General features: G+C 40.5%; 13 protein-coding genes. 6 read left to right on the top strand and 7 right to left on the bottom strand.

Features of this window, described 5'->3' with window-relative positions; translation table 11 throughout:
• Positions 1-13: 13 nt before the first annotated feature.
• Together IPJ16_06690 and IPJ16_06685 are read right to left on the bottom strand one after the other, a co-directional pair.
• Positions 14-1,306: an acetylxylan esterase gene (locus tag IPJ16_06690; protein MBK7626876.1), complete on the bottom strand. Its 1,293-nt coding sequence runs from the start codon at positions 1,304-1,306 to the stop codon at positions 14-16.
• Positions 1,307-1,337: 31 nt separating this feature from the next.
• A complete protein-coding gene (locus IPJ16_06685) occupies positions 1,338-4,661 on the bottom strand; it encodes a glycoside hydrolase (protein MBK7626875.1) in 3,324 nt (1,107 codons plus the stop codon).
• A gap of 235 nt (positions 4,662-4,896) precedes the next feature.
• Here IPJ16_06685 and IPJ16_06680 point away from each other — a divergent pair, with 235 nt between their 5' ends.
• The 3 genes from IPJ16_06680 to IPJ16_06670 all read left to right on the top strand — a co-directional run bounded on the left by IPJ16_06680 (position 4,897) and on the right by IPJ16_06670 (position 7,018).
• The gene (locus tag IPJ16_06680; GenBank protein ID MBK7626874.1) at positions 4,897-5,079 is read left to right on the top strand and encodes a hypothetical protein; all 183 of its coding nucleotides are present in this window, start codon (positions 4,897-4,899) and stop codon (positions 5,077-5,079) included.
• Between the two features lie 40 nt (positions 5,080-5,119).
• The gene (locus IPJ16_06675; protein MBK7626873.1) at positions 5,120-5,638 is read left to right on the top strand and encodes a nitroreductase family protein; all 519 of its coding nucleotides are present in this window, start codon (positions 5,120-5,122) and stop codon (positions 5,636-5,638) included.
• Positions 5,639-5,776: 138 nt separating this feature from the next.
• Positions 5,777-7,018, top strand: a complete 1,242-nt coding sequence (locus IPJ16_06670) for a hypothetical protein (GenBank protein MBK7626872.1) — start codon at positions 5,777-5,779, stop codon at positions 7,016-7,018.
• A 65-nt stretch (positions 7,019-7,083) separates the two neighbouring features.
• On the opposite strand, the gene IPJ16_06665 is transcribed toward IPJ16_06670, so the two are convergent.
• From IPJ16_06665 to IPJ16_06655, 3 genes are all read right to left on the bottom strand, one after another.
• A complete protein-coding gene (locus tag IPJ16_06665; protein ID MBK7626871.1) occupies positions 7,084-7,767 on the bottom strand; it encodes a hypothetical protein in 684 nt (227 codons plus the stop codon).
• Positions 7,768-7,803: 36 nt separating this feature from the next.
• On the bottom strand, positions 7,804-8,502 hold the full coding sequence (locus tag IPJ16_06660) for a hypothetical protein (GenBank protein MBK7626870.1): 699 nt from the start codon (positions 8,500-8,502) through the stop codon (positions 7,804-7,806).
• 180 nt (positions 8,503-8,682) lie between these two features.
• On the bottom strand, positions 8,683-10,221 hold the full coding sequence (locus tag IPJ16_06655; protein ID MBK7626869.1) for an OmpA family protein: 1,539 nt from the start codon (positions 10,219-10,221) through the stop codon (positions 8,683-8,685).
• A gap of 154 nt (positions 10,222-10,375) precedes the next feature.
• Here IPJ16_06655 and IPJ16_06650 point away from each other — a divergent pair, with 154 nt between their 5' ends.
• Complete coding sequence (locus IPJ16_06650; protein MBK7626868.1) at positions 10,376-11,248, top strand: sugar phosphate isomerase/epimerase; 873 nt, start codon at positions 10,376-10,378, stop codon at positions 11,246-11,248.
• Positions 11,249-11,319: 71 nt separating this feature from the next.
• On the opposite strand, the gene IPJ16_06645 is transcribed toward IPJ16_06650, so the two are convergent.
• Positions 11,320-12,714 (bottom strand): Gfo/Idh/MocA family oxidoreductase, encoded by a 1,395-nt coding sequence (locus tag IPJ16_06645; protein ID MBK7626867.1) that lies wholly within the window; start codon positions 12,712-12,714, stop codon positions 11,320-11,322.
• Positions 12,715-12,867: 153 nt separating this feature from the next.
• Here IPJ16_06645 and IPJ16_06640 point away from each other — a divergent pair, with 153 nt between their 5' ends.
• A complete protein-coding gene (locus IPJ16_06640; protein MBK7626866.1) occupies positions 12,868-14,775 on the top strand; it encodes a hypothetical protein in 1,908 nt (635 codons plus the stop codon).
• A gap of 65 nt (positions 14,776-14,840) precedes the next feature.
• Positions 14,841-16,400 carry a DoxX family membrane protein gene (locus IPJ16_06635; GenBank protein MBK7626865.1) on the top strand — a complete coding sequence of 520 codons (1,560 nt, stop codon included), beginning with the start codon at positions 14,841-14,843 and terminating at the stop codon, positions 16,398-16,400.
• 39 nt (positions 16,401-16,439) lie between these two features.
• On the opposite strand, the gene IPJ16_06630 is transcribed toward IPJ16_06635, so the two are convergent.
• Positions 16,440-18,536 carry a T9SS type A sorting domain-containing protein gene (locus tag IPJ16_06630; protein MBK7626864.1) on the bottom strand — a complete coding sequence of 699 codons (2,097 nt, stop codon included), beginning with the start codon at positions 18,534-18,536 and terminating at the stop codon, positions 16,440-16,442.
• Between the last annotated feature and the right edge of the window lie 10 nt (positions 18,537-18,546).

The following is an 18,546-nucleotide window of genomic DNA, read 5'->3' as shown; positions in this document are numbered from 1 at the left end:
AATACAATATTTTTTACATAAAATGCATTTTCATAAACTTTATAAATACCTCATAATCTGCGGGTAATGCTCCATGTCCTCCTGCATGCATGAAATAACCAAGATCGTGGAGAATGGGTACTCCCGGAGCAGGAAATATATCTGTTCCAAGTGATTTTTTACCAAGCATTTCATAAACAGGAGCAGCAGCTACAGCAGCCAGGAACTCACCTTTAGGATCGGACCAGTTATCTGTATCTCCTGTCTGAAGTAAAAGTGGTCGGGGAGCCATAAGTGCCACGAGCATGTTTGCCTCAACAGGTGATTTTGAGGGATCGTCCTTGTAATTACGCCAGTTGCCTGCGAACTGGTAGAAATATCTTGATGGATGAGTCATATGGTCAATTGTTTCTCCATACAAACGTCGTGATATTGCAGCGCCACCCTCACCGCCACAACTTGCAATTACCATTCCATACCTGGTATCGTGGCAACCTGTCCATAATACAGTTTTCCCTAGCCTGGATACCCCGAATAATGCGACCTTTTTTGAGTCAACCTGCGGGTCTGTTTCAAAAAAGTCCATAGCACGGCTTAGTCCCCACGACCAGGCCGAGATTGCTCCCCATTCGTCGGGAGCCGGATAATTCTGGCCATCCTTCAGATAATAGCCTCTTATACCATACTTGATACCCTCAGCAAAATCGGGTTCAATATCTCCGTAACAAACAGTGGCAAACCCGATTCCATGCGAAAGGAACATATCAGGATCGATTCTCCCAAACCTTCCGTTCCTGGGAGCGAGAACCTTTTTTCCGTCTTTACCCAGTATATAAACATCCTTAATCCCCGGATCGTCAACAACACCCGTGTTGGCAGAAAAACTGACATTGAAAAACAGAGGAACTGGCTTCTTTACTCCGGCAGGCAGATAAATCAGTAACTCCATCTTATGATCAGAAGTGTCATTTGTTAAATAAACTGTAACCTGCTTTCTTATCGCCTTGCCGTTAAGTGCCGGAGTACCTTTATCAGAAATTACAAATTTCACATCCTTTGGGGCAGGCGGCATTTTTCCATATTCAAATTCCTCAAAGAGGGCTACAATCTGAGGCCTCCTCTTCTGATACCATTCTTTGGCATTCTTCACTTTTTTGCCATTCGGAAAAACGAGCGGGTCAGGAAGGGTATATGTTCCTGATAACGACTCATCGTAGTTAACAGGTATTCCTGCCACAACATCCTGCTTAGCCTGACCAGGGCAGACAGTAGAACCCAAAAGTGCTGTTAATAAAATAACAACATGCTGGAAAGTGTATCTATTCATGACTTAAATATTAAAAAAAGTTACAACACAATTAGTATTTCAGAATTTTAACCGGGCCTATCAATCCTGATTCATTCAACTTATTCCCAAACACAAAAAGAGGTGAATTAAGAATTTTCTTATCCGGAGCAGCCTTAAGATCCCCGATAATACGGTTTGTCCACTCATTTGTCACCTTAATTTCGATTTTGTTCACCCCTTTTCTAATATGTCCTGTAATATCTGCAGTGAAGGGATCTTTCCAAACCAACCCTGCATTGTACCCATTAATGATTACTTCAGCTATATCGCCTACTCTGCCAAGATCAAGAAGGTACCTGGTTCCCTTATCCATGAATAATCCGGAAGCCACAAATGAACACCTGTATGATGCTGTACCGGAAAAAAATTTAATCCCTTCATCCGAATTCTCTGTCCATGATTTCAGTGTATCTGTTGTTATCTTTTCCGGAGCTCCCAGTCCGGAAGGAAAATATATTTCCCAAGGACCTTTGATCTCAGCAGTTGAAACAGGATTTGACAGAACTTTTGTCCCTGAAGAAAAAGAAGTGGTATTACTGAAAACAAAAAAAGCAGACTGACGTTCAGTTAATTTAACCGGAACAACCGTCTTGTTTGCTGAGAATGAATAAGAAGATGGGGATACCTCCCCTGTTGCCGGATCCCAAATTTCAGCTTCCCGGCCTGTAACGCGAAATCTCAACTCTGTTTCAATCGGGCGGTCAGTTGAATTCACAACAAAATAGATATCTGCATCATCAGTTTTCCTGTGTATCCAATCGATCTTTGAGTCAAGACCTTTGCCATATTCAAAATCGGGTTGAATTCCGGAAGCCTCAAGAACTGTTTTCAAAGGTGTTCCCCAGAATACTTTTCCTTTCCCAACGGTTCTTCTGGTTCGGCTAACACCATCAAGATCAGCCCATACTTCTGAAACTATTTCTGAAAGATTCTTCTCAGAACCCGGATATCCCGTATAGCCTTGTGTTCTTTCAGGCTTGCAACCGACAACTGTTGCGCCGGCATTTACAAGATCTCTGATTTTTTTTGCTACAGGTAGAGTCATCCGGGTGGTATTTGGAAGTACCAGAACAGCATAACTCATTCCATCGGGCAGTAATAGTTTTCCATCGGAGCCAACACTCATTCTGTTGATAAGTACATCTGCATTAATATAGTCATAGTCATATCCTTCGGGAGGGGCTGGATTTAGACCTGTACCCCAAACCGGCATTGTTGAAGGAGCACCTTCATCGAGCAGAAATGCCAGATCTGCAACAAATCTTCCCTGCTGAAGCATAAATGAATTCCTGGCCAGATAGGTCATGAATGGAGATGCCTGCTCAGCCCAGGTTATATTGCGGTTGATATGAGTACCAACCATAGTGTTGCCTGGTTTTGTGTCAAGAGGCTGATGGGCCGAAGTATGAAAAACAAATCGGTTTATTCCCTGTGCAAACCAGTAGTCGCCGATCTTCTTCAATGTATTCGGCGACTCAAATCCTCCTCCTGTAAAAGACTCTGCGGCAGTGATTTTCTTTCCGTAGATATGTGAAGCAGAAGCAGCCCCTCTTACATCCTGATAATACATTAGTTCAGGATGAAGAGCTCTGTACCAAAATTCACCCATGGGATAATCAACATACTTTTTACAAAGGAGGGCATCTTCAAGAATTTCAAGAGAAACACCCGAAGCTTCACCATATGTCTTAATCCCTTGTTTATTAAGAAATTCTGTAAGTACAGCATAATGATTCTCAGCAAACATATCTGCAAGTGTCCTCCTGAAATCCCATAATACCCTGTCGCTGATATCGCTGTTTCCCACCACATAACCTGAAAGAGCCGGAAGGAAAGGAGTAAGATCATAACCCCTCCTGTTTCTAAATTCATACAGCATGCTGTCAGTCCAGTTCTGCATACCAGCCTCCCAGCTGTCGAGCATTACTGACTGAAGGCTTTTACCATAAAGTGTACCCAGAACACCTGCGATGGGAGCAGTATATTCCTTAATATATGCTAAAGTATGCTCTTTGCTGAGTTTGTCAACCTCATATCCTGAGCCGGCAGGAACAGCCGGACGGTTTTTTGATCCGGTGAGTGAGTACCCGAATCGCATTATTGTCCAGTTTCCGGCTGGAACTTTCCATTCAATTGAACCATTAGGCAGCATTTTTGAAGTTAGGTCAATAACAGATGCAGGATCAATAACGGACGAAGCAGATACTTCACCGGATTCAACCGGCTCATAATTAAACAGATGATAGAACCCTGCCTTATCTTCCCATCTGTTAATTCTTGCTCCGGTATGTAGTTTTAGCTCACTGAATGTATACAGAGAGTCAGGAAGGGTTGTAGTCTCAGCCATAACCTCACCTGGTTTCATGGGAGCCCCAGTGAACTCAAGTCTGAAGTATCTTGCCGACGTTTCAGGAAATGAGAATGTTGCAACCTTGCCGGAGCGATAGAGCTGTGCTCCGGGCAATGAAACAATGGTTCTGTAAGTATTACCGTCATTACTGGCTGCCAGGTTTCCGACAGGAATACCGGCACGGTTCGCCATAGTTATTGCACGTGCAGTGAATTCTTTTTCAAAACTAAACTTTATCCAGACCTGCTTTTTGTCTTTTCCTGACCGGATAACCATTGAAGTTGAAAGATCATCATCGATTAATACGGCAGGATCAACCGTACCGGCCCCTGTTGAAGCAACGGGTACCGGCTGTGTGTCAACTATCTCATCCTGAGGTGTCGGGAATGCGAGCACAATACAGTCTTTGTAGAATTTTGGATCTGATTCGGATACCCTGGCAGCCCTTGAGAGATTTCTGACTGGTCCTTCAACCGACGGAGGAGAAGGGAGTTTGCCATTATAATTCAGGGGACCTTTTAGATTAGTCGCACTCCATACAAGCTTCTTCATAGCCTGTTCAGGTTTCACCCACGGGCCTCCGGTAAGGCTCCACCCTGCCGAACTGAAAATTGTCATCTCAAGGTTAAGTCTGTCAGCTTCTGATGCGGCATGATGAACGGCATCGAGCCATTCAGGTGATCGGAAAAATAACTTCTTCTCAACTATCTGTCCCTGACCCGAAGCAACATCGGCAAGCTGCATTCCTCCGATTCCAATACGCTTCATCCATTCAAGATCTTTCGTTATGCCTTCTTTTGTAACATTGCTGTTTGTCCAGTGCCACCATGTTCTTGGTTTTGCCGATTCAGGAGGATCTTTAAAGCCATTTATTAGTGAGTTTCCCGGAACCTGTGCCGATGTCAGCCATGAAACTGCTATCATCCCCATTATAAATCCAATCCTTATTGTTCTGATTGGGTTTCCTGCAAATATTTTCTTCATATTGAATTGTTATATCTGATTGATAGTTAAGCCTATATCTAAAATGATAACCTGATAATGTCTCAAAGCAATTGTGAAGCTAGATAAAAAAATAGTACAATGTTATGTCAGCTTTAATATCAATAGTAAATTATTACTCACTAAGGTCTTTCATATTCTGTTAACTGACATTTTTTTACTAAATTAATTCTCCGAAATAAGAATTAGTATTATATCTTTAATACAAAACAGGATTATGGGCTTAAGACAACTTAAACAGACAATACAGGAAATCGCTCCCTCTGTCTGGTCTGATCGGATCATAAAAGCTGTAATGAAAGGTGTTAAAAGAACCAAGCCCGACTGGACAAACTTCAATAAGATTATTCATTTAACTCCTGTCGAGCAGCAACTAATTGATAACCTGCTTCATTCATAAAGTATTTTATTTTTATAATATAATCAAATTAACAAACACAATGGAGTTTAATGATCTTATCCGCTCGCGTGAAAGTATCCGTAATTATGAACCTTCCAGACCAATACCAAAAGAGATCCTGGAAAAGATCCTCGATGCCGGAAGAGTAGCGCCCTCAGCCTGCAACTTTCAGCCATGGAAATTTCTTGTTATCTCATCATCCGAAATGCTCGAAAAGGTAAGGTCCTGTTATGAACGTGACTGGTTTAGGGAGGCACCACATATTCTGGTAATAGTCGGACAAAAGAATAAAGCCTGGAACCGGAGTTATGATGGTTATAATTCCATTGAGACAGATTTAGCAATTGCATTAACACATATAATACTTGCTGCAGAAAACGAAGGCGTCGGAACATGCTGGATCGAGGCTTATAATCCTGCAATTCTCAGAGAAGCTCTTAATCTTAAAGATAATGAGGTGGTTTATGGAATAACACCTCTGGGGTATCAGAAACCCGGATTTAAAAAATCGTTAAGCAAGAAAAGAAAGCCTCTGGGCGATATAGCCGAGTTTCTGTAATCGAACAATCATAAAGAATATTTGAATTTTTATTTGACTTGAGATCAGGTCTTTCATAACTTTATATGAAAATAATCCTGTTATCAGTCTTGGCATATATTGTCTGACATATTGCCGTCCAAACTAATCTTACTAAAAATGAAGAAGTTAATTTTCATTCTTGTGCTGGTACTGCTTTTTGGTAACGCATTTTCACAACAAGGTGTAACTGAATCAGATACAGTCCGCAAACATGCTCTTAATGTTTATTTCCCTGATGTCCCTGACTTTATCAAAAAGGAAATTACATTCATCAACTATGTTCGCGACCTGAAAGAAGCCGATGTCTGCCTTATAATCTCTTTTGAAGAAACCGGATCAGGAGGAGAAACAATTACTGTCTATTATGTCGGACAGAATAAATTCTCGGACATGAAGGATACGGTTAAAATTACTACATCACCCGATGATACTGAGGATGTTTTAAGGAAAAAAGCTGTTTCATTATTAAAGATGGCATTTATGAGGTTTATGCTCAAGACTCCTTTGTCGGAATTTTTTGATATTAATTTTACACAACCTGTCCGGGAGATAGTAGAAACTGACAAGTGGAATAGCTGGGTGTTTCGGGCAAACCTGAATGGATCATTAAATGGTGAAAAAAGGTACGAGTCAATCAGACTCAGCGAAAGTCTTTCGGCTAACAGAATAACAGAAAAATCGAAGTTCCAGTCTTATGTTAGTGCTTCATGGCAAAAACAGAAATATGAGATGGCAGATAGTTCCTTTCAATATGACTATACGAGATCATATGGCTTGAATGTCTATTATGCAAAATCATTGACTGATCATTGGTCTGCCGGGATTTCATCCGGACTGAGTGCTTCAAGTTATGGGTACCTTGATCTGCAATATAGGATTACACCGGCAATTGAATATGACATTTACCCTTATTCTGAATCCACAAGACGCCAGTTAAGGATAATGTATGAAATTGGTTATCTGTATAATAATTATTCTGACACAACAATTTATAATAAGTTAACGGAACAGCTTGGATTGCACAGGTTATCAGCTTCATGGGAAGTTATACAAAAATGGGGTTCTGTGGATTTCACAATAAGGTGGAACAATTACTTTCATGACTGGTCAAAAAACAATCTGAATGCGGATCTTTACATGTCTGTGAGGATATTCAAAGGTTTGAATATTAACTTTTCAGGTTCAGCATCCGTGGTTAACGACCAGCTGTCGCTGCCTAAAGCAGGCGTGTCAGATTTTGATATTTTAACAAGAAGAAGAATGACGGAAACAAAATTCGAATACTACGGCTATTTTGGCTTCTCCTATACCTTCGGTTCAATCTACAATAATGCTGTAAACCCGAGGTTTGGATGGTAGCCTTATATAAATGCGGTTAAGAAACCCCTCGATACAAAAGTTTCACAGGCTATTGGATACATTAACTAATGCTTTTTCCAAAAGTATTCTTTCTGGAAATTGAATATTATTCCTGCCTGTATCTGATTTGTCTGAGTTGAATATTCATATCTGACATCAAACTTAAACCGTTTGGCAAATTGTAATTCTGTGCCGATTATTCCTCCGTAACCAAAATCATTTACCAGGTTTATTGTTGGTCCGAGATAAATTTTTTGCCAGGAGGGTGTTTTGTTATAAAAGATCTGATGAACAAAATTAATATGTATTCCGGGCCTTTTGTCAGCATAGTACTGAGCCCAGGTATTTGTCCCGTCAGTCATATAATACCTGTCTGAGAATGTTGTAATACTCATTCCATATTCTAAAGCTGAACGCTTGAAGGTTTTTCTGAGTCCATAAACAAATCCTGTACCTCTTACATAGTCATGATACTCATTAAATCCTTTTAGAAATGAGAATGAGGGGTAGAGATATAAATCATTGGATAACAACACAAGTTCTCCAGCAAGTATCCCAATGCCGATGATCATAAAAGGATGACTTTCATCGGGTGATGTGCCGTTGCCTCCTATATTTGTAACAGCAGAGTTGGGAACTACAAGGAACCGGCTTTTTGCGTATCCGTCAGGAATTGATGATATTTCAGATGAATCACCAAACGCATCCAAGCAAAATAAACCAATCAGGATGATCAGAATCTTTTTCATATTAACTATTTCAATATGCATACCCTGAAATTAATTTCATTGCCTGACCTTTACTCCGAACAAATAGGACAGACCCAATGCTATGGAGGCTTCTTTTATAGGCAGTGGAGTTGAAATTATGCTACTAATATCTGTTGCTGCTCTGAGATCAATACATACAAAATCTGATTTTACAGGTACATCAAATCTCAAACCCAGGATAGTTCCAATTCCTCCCTGTATTTTATTCTGTCTGGACATTGCCCAGTTATCTCCTGAGGCAACAGGAATCCGGATAAACGGGCCGGCAAGAATTTTCACTTCTGATTTGTCCCCAATTATCAACTTTGGAAGCAGGCATAATTGTAATACTGAACAAGTTAATTCATAGTCGGTAATTGTTATGCTCCCAACTGGGTAGCCGGATCTCCATTCAGAATAATATATACTATGCCTGACCCTGGTGTAATTTATTTCAGGCTGAAATGAAAAATGGTTCCTGCTCCTGAAATCGAGATAAAAACCAAAGTGATAACCAGCCATTAGCTCGTTATTATTGGTGTAAGTCAAGCTGTAACCATGGGGTCCGCCATAAGAATTGGATGCATTAAAACTAGAAAGGTACAATCCCGTTCTTAATCCCACAGAACACTTTGAAACTGCTACTGTACTGTCTGACACTCCGCCGTTAAGCAGAAAATCAGGCATCAGAATTACGATAAATAGTATCAGAATTAATATTTTCTGAAGTTTCATTCTTTTATCATATAAGACATCCAATTTGTATTCAGATGTTTATCTAAGTCAAATTTAGACATAGTTTCAATAGAAGTCAAAAAAATGTTATGGTGCGTCTTCAATGAAAAAAGGGATTGTTGATATCAACAATCCCTCACCGTACTCAAAAATTACCAACCTGTTCTCTTCTAAAACTGATTAGTAAGATGTCCTTAATTCAACCCTTCTGTTTTTTGCTCTTCCAAGCGATGTGTTGTTGTCAGCAATTGGTTTTGATTCACCAAAACCTATGGCAGTTAATCGAGATTCCATAATTCCCTTACTCATAAGATATGTTTTTACCGACTCAGTACGTTTCTGTGACAGAGTAAGATTAAATGCATCTTCACCCTGGCTGTCTGCATGCCCTTCGATAATTAAGTTGGCTGCTTCATATCTTTTAAGTATTTCGGATAATTCATCCAGCTGAGCCAATGATGCTACTTTCAGAACATCACTATTTGTTTCGAAAAATATTTTGCTTGCTATCTGTGTTATCTTTTTAACATCTGCCACTGCAATTTCAGGGCAACCCTTGTTTGCAATGTTTCCTTTAACTAAAGGACAACGGTCTTCGTTATCAGCTACACCATCGCCATCTGTATCAGGGCAACCTTTCATTGCGACATTACCTGCTTTATCAGGACATGAATCCTCTTCATTTAAGATCCCGTCTTTATCATTATCCATTGGACAGCCTGTTGCATCTACTTTATAACCGGCAATTGTGTTGAGACATTTATCATCAAGGTCAGCCACCCCGTCGTTATCTGAATCTGGACAGCCCTTTAACTCTGCAGATCCTTTAATGTCAGGGCATCTGTCATCACTATCCATAATTCCGTCACCATCCTTATCAGGACAACCTTTAAAAGCTGCCAGACCTGCGATATCGGGACAACTGTCATCTTTGTCAGCAATACCGTCACCGTCTTTATCAGGACAACCATTTAATGATTTGCTTCCTGTTTGATCAGGACAATTATCAAGATAATCTGCTATTCCGTCACCGTCTTTATCAAGAGGACAGCCTGCTTTATCTACAGGAGTTGCCAGAGGGGTATCAGGACATTTATCACGATAGTCAGAAATTCCGTCTTTATCTGCATCTTTTTTCTTTCCGAAGTTAAAGGTGAGTCCGGCAGTGTGAAACAGGAACATGTCATTTGCTCCGCCTTCCATCCCGTCTTTATCATCCGCTGTAGAGTAGAGAAATGTTTCCTGCAGATTAAGCATTACTGACGGACCCAGTTTTACATTTACTCCTCCACCGAATGAAGGAGCAACATAATCAACCTTATCTTTAGTAATGTCAATATTGGTATCAAATAGCATTGCTCCTGTACCTACCAATAGATAAGGCCTCACAAATGACTTTGGTCCTAAAATATTGAACCTGAAATTTAGAAGAGCTGAAGTAAAACCACTGTTAAAATTTCCGATTCCACCCTCTTTATTAAATCCTACCGTTCCTTTATTTAAAAGCAGATTCAAATCGAAGTGACCGCCAATATATCTCGATACTGATAGTCCGCCCAGGGCATACGACATGTTTGAGGAATAAATTGCACCACCAAGATCGCCTTTATACTGGCTTATTCCGGCATGCAGACCAATATTCCATTTTTTGTCAATGGTTTGTGCATTAATAATTAATGTAAGCGCCAGGCACGTACATATCAATAATAATTTTTTCATAATTTATGTGTTAATTTTATCAGAGACAAAGTTCAATAACATCTGATCTGCACATGTTACAGAATTTTTGAAATGATTTATATAATTTACAGATTACACTTAAAAGTCCTACCTTAGAAACCTGAATTAACCACTAACCAAAAATATTACTGACATGAAAATCAAACTATTCTCATTTGCTATTCTGCTGGCAGGACTATCCACTCTGACTTCTTCCGGGCAGGAACCTCGTTTTAAGATCTCACTGGCTGAATGGTCGCTTCACCGCGCTTTGGGTAAAAAGGAAATAACAAATATGGATTTCCCAAGGATTACTAAAACAGTATACGGACTTGATGCTGTGGAATACGTTTCTACTTTTTTCAAAGATAAAGCAGAAGATACCGAGTATCTTACACAGCTTAAAAATGAATGTACAAAATATGGTGTTAAAAGCCTTATGATAATGGTTGACGGAGAAGGTAACCTTGCTGATACCTCTGCTGCAGCCCGACAAAAAGCTGTTGAGAATCACTATAAATGGGTCAGAGCTGCCCAGTTCCTGGGATGCCATTCAATAAGAGTAAATGCCGGAGGCAGAGGAACAATGGGACAAATGCAGGCTGCTGCAATTGATGCACTCACAAAACTTTCAGATTATGCAGCAAAATATAACATCAATGTTATCGTCGAAAATCACGGTGGGAATTCTTCAATAGGAAAATGGCTGGCAGAAATAATGAAAACAGTAAACAGGCCTAATTGCGGAACATTGCCTGATCTGGGAAATTTCTACGAGTACGACCGTTATGCCGGAACAAAAGAATTGATGCCTTATGCTAAGGGTGTAAGCGGTAAAACTCTTGATTTTGATGCAGAAGGAAATGAAACAAGAGTTGATTTTGTCAAGATGATGCAGATTATTTCCGACTCAAAATACACCGGCTATATTGACGTTGAATATGAAGGAAATAAGTTAAGCGAAGATGAAGGCATAAAAGCAACCATCGCCCTTTTAAACAAGGTCTTTATTCCTTACAATAAATAATTGTCTGAACCCTCCCAACCCCTTCCCTTATTGTTTAAGGGAAGGGGCCAGGGGAAGGGTTAAGAAAATAATCAGAGAACCTTCATATTCACCGGATCCCAATTGATGATCTTCTTCTGGAAGTAACTGTCGTTACATGCCAGACAAGGTGCACAAGCCCTGAATCCGAATACCGGATCTTCAACAACAGGTTTACCTGTTCTAACACCTTCGAAGAAATTTTTGAAATGCTCAAAATGCTCATCATGTCCTTCCGGAGCTGAATATTTGGTTCCGGCCTTCACAGGTCTTGTCTGTTGTTCTTTTGTATATTTCTCATTATACCTTTTCAACAGTTCCTGCTGCATAGCCTTCGGATAAGTATCCAGTGCATCCCATCCGCCAATCCCGGGTGCTTTCGACATTATGCTGTTCGTTATATTAAACCCGTTATCAGTCATTTCAATTACCCCTTCACTGCCTATAAATCTTGTTAAGCCCTTATCGCCGTTTCCGCTTACAAAATTTACTCTCAGCATAACCTCAAAAGCAGGATGCTCTTTAGATTCAGGATAATGCATAATGGCAACCATTATATCCGGAACATCACGCCCGTCTTTCCAGTAAGCAATCTGACCTGAAGCAAAAATCTTCTCAGGACCCTTTGAATCGGTCATTACATGAATACCTGATAACAGGTGGACAAAAAGGTCTCCGGAGACTCCGGTTCCAAAATCTCTGTAATTTCTCCACCAGAAAAACTTTTTGGCATCGTAAGGAGTCTTTGGTGTTCCTGCAATATACCTGTCCCAGTCAACTGTCTGTGGCGAGCCGTCGGTAGGCATCGTGTACTCCCATGCACCAAGAGCATCCTGCCTGTCAAAAGATGCTTCAATACAGTTTAGCTGTCCAATGATCCCTGACTTGTAAAGTTCTTTGGCTTTCTGGTAAATTATACCGCTTACTCTCTGGCTGCCAACCTGCATTATCTTTTTTGTTTTATCATGGGTTGCAATAACCTCGAGCCCTTCACTGAGTTTATGCACCATGGGTTTCTCACAATAGACTGATTTCCCTGCATTCATCGCATCTATTGCAATCCTTGCATGCCAGTTATCGCTGGTAGAGATAATTACAGCATCAATATCCTTTCTGTTGAGTATTTCCCTGTAGTCTTTTGTTGTATAAATATCCTTTCCGTATTTCTCTTTTACCCTTTCAAGTCTTCCTGAATAGAGGTCACAGGCTGCAACTAACTCAGTTCCCGGAACTTTTAACGCGGTATCAACATCCTGATTACCCATAATTCCCATACCTATTCCGGCGATCCTTATCTTATCGCTGGAAGAGACCTTCTGATTATAACTGAGAACACGTTCCTCATTTTTTCTGTCCGATCCAAAACCCGACAATGGTCCTGCTGATAACAGTACTGCAGTCCCTCCCAGATTCCGGATGAATTTTCTCCGTGATGATTTTAATTTCATATTAGCAAGATTAAGTTTGTGAATAATAAATGCAACCGGCTTTTTTGAATGAAGGTTGTTTGAACCATACTTTCAAATTTAATAAATTCTTTTGTCAGGATAATATTGTAAGAGATAAAACAATAAATTGCATATGATTAATCCTTTCCTGACATGAAAAAAAATCTCCTTATTATCCAGTTCCTGTCAATTTTGCTGCTAACAGGCTGCAGCTCAAAGCAGGAATCTTTTACAGTAAATTTCACAGGCAAAACATCAGAAACAAAATGGTCAGTCAGCCAATTAAATCAGGAGATCCCTGCTGACTGGTCCTCATCTGAATTCCTGACTTTCGAATTAAAGTCTTCCACTACCCAGCGGTTTGATCTTAAGGTATACGACACATCAGGTGTAAGGAGAGTTACTATTCAGCCTTTTCAGGGTGCATGGGTCAGGGCTTCAATACCATTGATTCATTTTCAGAAAAGGAACACCAAAGGGATGGATATGGCCGCAATCGGAAAGACAGCCCGCCCCGGCTACTGGATCGGTTTCTCGAGCCAGGTTGGGTCAATAAATAATGTCGATTCAATAGGTGTCTCGATGCGACTCCCTATAGGCAATCCAAATCTTGAAATCAGAAACGTGCAGCTGACAATGAGTGCCATGGATACTGTCTTCGGGCCATATCCGCTGGTTGACGAATTCGGACAATGGATCCCTGCCGAATGGGATGGCAAAGCAAAATCCGTAGAAGAGCTGCAAGAAGCATGGAATGAAGAGGCCAAAACACTAAAAACAGGAAATTTTAATCTTTCTGTTTATGGTGGTTTCAAAGCTCAAAAGTTAAAAGGAACAGGATTCTTCCGGGTGGAAAAAATTGATAGTATCTGGTGGTTTGTTGATCCGGATGGTTATCTTTTCTATTCAACCGGAACAACAGGAATTGGTCCGCGTTCAGAATTTTCGCGTATAAAGGGAAGAGAATATATCTTCAGGTCATTTCCCCCGGCTGCTGAGCTTACGATGCCAACCCAGACAGCAAATCAGCCTGCTAACCGACCTGCAAATCAACCCACAGCAACCAACTATTCTTTCTACAGCTGGAACCTTTACCGTCGTTTCGGCTCAGAGTGGTATCAGAAGTGGATGAACTTTACATTTCGGCGAATGGATGACTGGGGACTAAACACAATTGCAAACTGGTCGGATGCTAACCTGGGTAACCAGCAGAAAAAAGCTTATGTGGCCACACTTCGCGGATGGGGAATAGAGACAGGCCTTATGGGTATGCCAGATGTGTATGATCCGGCCTGGGTAAAGAGTGTAGACGAAGCCGCTCAGAGGCAATGTGCTCCAAAAAAGGATGATCCATGGCTGCTCGGATATTTTATCGGCAATGAACCCCCTTGGCCAAACAGGGAACTTGAACTTGTGAATGTTATTCTTACGGGTGAGTCAACTCCGATGCAGACAGAACTTAAGAAGTTTCTTGAAAAAGAAGATACACCTGAGCGACGTAAAGAATTCATTTATAATACTTATGCAAAGTTTATAAGCACAATAAATGCAGCACTGAAAAAACACGACCCCAACCATTTGAATCTGGGCCTTCGGTTTGGCGGTTCTGCACCCGATGCAATAATTATAGCCTCTAAGGGATTTGACGTATTCAGCTTCAATAGTTACGGCTATTCTGTTAATCCGGCTATGATCAAAAGAATCTATGAAATAACCGGACTCCCGATGGTAATCGGAGAATTTCATTTCGGAGTTCCCGGCAGGGGACTGGCACCCGGACTGGCACAAACAATCAGTCAGGAAGAAAGAGGAGTTGCTTACAGATATTATGTTGAGAATGCTGCAGCCAACCATGCCATTATAGGAACACATTGGTTTCAGTGGATGGACCAGCCTGCTACAGGACGCAATGACGGGGAAAACTATAATATTGGTTTCGTTGATGTTACAGATCGTCCTTATACTGAGTTGATCAATGCAGCAAAGGATACCTTTGGCAGGATCCTGTCTGTTCATTCCGGTAAGGAACCTCCTGTAACACGTCAGGCACTGACACAATAAAGTGTAACAGGTACACTTATTTTTAAGTAAAAAATAGAAAGTTTTTTATACTTCGAATTTACCTGATGAATAACAAAAAGGGAATAACTGTCTGGATTTTAACAATAGTAAGGATTTTTGCCGGATGGCATTTTCTTTATGAAGGAATTGTTAAACTATTTAATCCAAACTGGTCCTCAGCCTCCTACCTTATGGAATCAAAGTGGCTGTTCTCAGGCTTTTTCCATTGGCTGATAAGTAATCCGGGAAGATTGGGAGTAATCGATTTTCTGAACACCTGGGGTTTGATAATAATCGGAATTTGTCTATTTGTCGGACTCTTTACAAGAATAGCTGCTTTGCTTGGTGCCGGGTTGCTGCTGATGTATTATATTGCCAGCCCTCCGTTCGTATATTCATCTCTGCCCTCTACAAGCCATTTCTACATTATAAACTATAATCTTATTGAAGCATTTGTTTTAATTGGCCTGGCTTCCCTGCCCCAAAACTATCTCTGGGGATTGCAGAGGTTATTAAGATATTATCATTTAAAACGCAAGGAACTCAAATTCCCTTCAGCTGATAACCATGAGAGACTGGAAAATTTCGACACTTCACGGCGTGAGCTGATAAAAAACCTGGCAGTACTTCCGGTTTTTGGAGCAGTATTTTTCGGAATGGCCAAGAAAAGAGGCTGGATAAGCTTTGAGGAGAAAAACCTGACTGCAAAAGTTGACGGGATTTCCAGTGCTTCGATGATGACAGCCAAAAATATTGATATCAGAGAACTTAAGGGGAAGGTCCCGACAGGAAAAATAAAAGATGTAACTCTCAGCAGGGTCATGGCCGGTGGTAATCTTATAAGCGGATTTGCCCATGCCCGCGATCTTATATATGTCTCATCATGGCTTAAATCCTATTTTACTGATGAAAAAGTAATTGAGACATTATGGCTATGCGAGGCATGCGGGATAAATACAGCCGTTTTACGCACTGACGAAAACACCATAAGAATCCTTGATAAGTACTGGAAACGGGGAGGAAAAATACAATGGCTGGCACAGACCTATCCAAAAGGACAGGATATCACAAATATAAAATCAGCAATTGACAACGGTGCTATCGGGGCTTTTGTAATGGGGAATATTGCTGATCTGATTATCCAGGAAAACAGGATTGATGATCTAATAAAACCTGTCGAGTTTATTAAAAGTCAGGGATTGATTGCAGGTGTTGCCGGACATTCCATTACTGTTCCGATGACTTGTGTGGAGAAGGGAATTAATGTCGATTTCTTCATGAAAACCTTTCATCATAATAAATACTGGTCAGCAACCCCCACCGATCCGGCAAATCCGTACCTTCCAAAAGATGGAAAGGACCACAATCAGTCGCACGACAATATCTGGTGCATGGATGATAAAGCGGTAACTGATTTCTTCAGTAAAAACACTACCCCCTGGATAGCATATAAAGTTCTGGCTGCAGGGGCTATTAAACCCGAAGATGGCCTGAGGCATGCCTTTAACAGCGGAGCTGATTTTGCATGTGTCGGGATGTTCGATTTCCAGGTTATTGAAAATGCAAATATTGCTTACAATATTTTCAGTTCTCCTATGAACCGGGAAAGAAAATGGTATACTTAGGAACTACCTTTTATTATATCAGAATAACGACAAACCTGTTTAGAATTTCACAATTTTCTTAATCCGGTAAAAGCTGTCAGTCTGTATCCTGATGAAGTAACTTCCTTTTGGCAGATGAGCCAAATTAATATCAAAGAGCCTTTCTCTTGTGAAATCCTGATATAACAGATCTCCATTAAAATTAATTATCTCTATCCTGCTGAGTCCGGCATACTCATCCTTAAAATCGATATTCAGTCTATCACCAAACGGATTAGGATAGATACCAATTTCAGAAACCCGTTCTTCAGATACTGTGAGGTTAACCGGCCTTGAGTAAATAGTAAGTCCGGGGGCATCCGGATTGGTTACAGCCCAGTAATATGACCCTGAAAGTGATGGCTCAAGATCAGATAAAGTAAAACTGCCATTGTCCTTTTCTGCAATTGGGGTTCCGTTTTTATATAGAGTAAAAATATTATTTACACCACCTGTGTTGTTAATAAACCGGAAAGTTGCCCCGGTCTTGCATATAGTATCAATTCTTGATCCGGTGCTGTCCTGTGGGGAATAGGTGAATAACTTTTTTGCAATGTCTTTATTGGGTGCAATATCTTCGAATGTGAACTTATTATCCTGTATAAATATACTATCAGAATACTGAAGGGTCAGTTTTGGAAGTCCATCCAGGTCATTATTATTTAGTTTAATAATCCTGGTGTAGTTGAGTTTGTTGATTTCAGCCGGAACAGATCCGGAAAAATGATTATTGTCTAATCGAAGTTTCCATAAACTGACAAGATTGCCTATCGAAACAGGAATCAAACCTGTGAAATTGTTATGGTCAAGAGTGAGTGACATAAGGCCCGACAGGATGCCAATCTCGGGAGGTAGGTTTCCGCTTAACTGATTATTATCCAGATACAATCCGCTTAGTTTTGACAACTTACCTATCTCCGGAGGGATCGTGCCGGTAAGATTATTATTTGACAAAATCAACGATCCCAGCCGGGCAGTAAGGTTTCCGATCTCAGGCGGAATCGTTCCGCTGAACTGATTATGTGATAAATCGATTGATTCAATTATTTGAAACTTCCCAATGTCGGATGGGATTGACCCACTTAGCTTATTACCGCCTAAATCAAGATATCGAAGTTTTTTCAAATCAAATATTTCGGCCGGGAGAGGACTTGTAAAGTTATTATCACTTACCATCAAAGAATATAGATTGCTCAAATTGCCAATTTCTTTAGGGATAGTACCGGTAAGATTATTACGGGATAATCCAATCGAAATAAGATTTGTCATATTACCTATCCCAGATGGAATTGGTCCACTCAGATAATTGCTGAAGAGACTTAAGCTTTCCAGGTTGCTTAGGTTGGTTATTTCATCAGGAATTGACCCTTCAAGTTTATTGTATGAAAGATACAATACCTTAAGTTTAGTCATGTTACCCATGGTTGAAGGAATATTTCCACTCAGTTGATTACTATCCAGCCATAAATCAACCAGGTTTGTTAGCTCTCCTATCTCATTGGGAATGGAGCCACTAAGCTGGTTACTGTACAAAAGGAGCCTGGCAAGTTTTGTGAGACTACCGACTGTTAAAGGAATGCTTCCATCTATTCCTGTATTATAAATAATCAGTTCTGTCAGATTCGACAGATTACCTATTGAAGCCGGTAATGGACCGGTAAGTGCCTTGCTGGTTAAAGTCAAGGAAGATAAATTTAACAGGTTTCCAATTTCTGACGGAATCTGACCTCCGAGGTTAGAAGAGGACAAATAGAGACTAGTCAGCTTTGTGAGATTACCTATTTCAGGTGGTATGGTGCCGGAGTAAGAGCCGGACAGGTACAATGATGTGAGTTCAGATAAATTACCTATTTCTTTTGGAAGGATCCCTGATATTCCTGCCAGTGACAGATTTAACTTTGTAACACGGTTGTTCTCAACAGTAATTCCATACCATTTTGATATCGGCTGTGTACTATTCCATTTTGTTACATTTCCAAGGTTCGGATAAAAAGTCCAGTTTGGTCCGTTTGTTGAATTATAGATGGCAACAAGGGCAAGAGAATCCTGACTTCTCTGACCTTTAGTAGGCAGGTATACTGAAAGAAGAAACAAAATAATGCAATAATGTCTTATCATAGAGGTAATA

The sequence above is a fragment of the Bacteroidales bacterium genome, assembly GCA_016709865.1.
GTDB lineage: Bacteria > Bacteroidota > Bacteroidia > Bacteroidales > VadinHA17 > LD21.
This window is presented reverse-complemented; position numbering and strand designations above follow the sequence as displayed.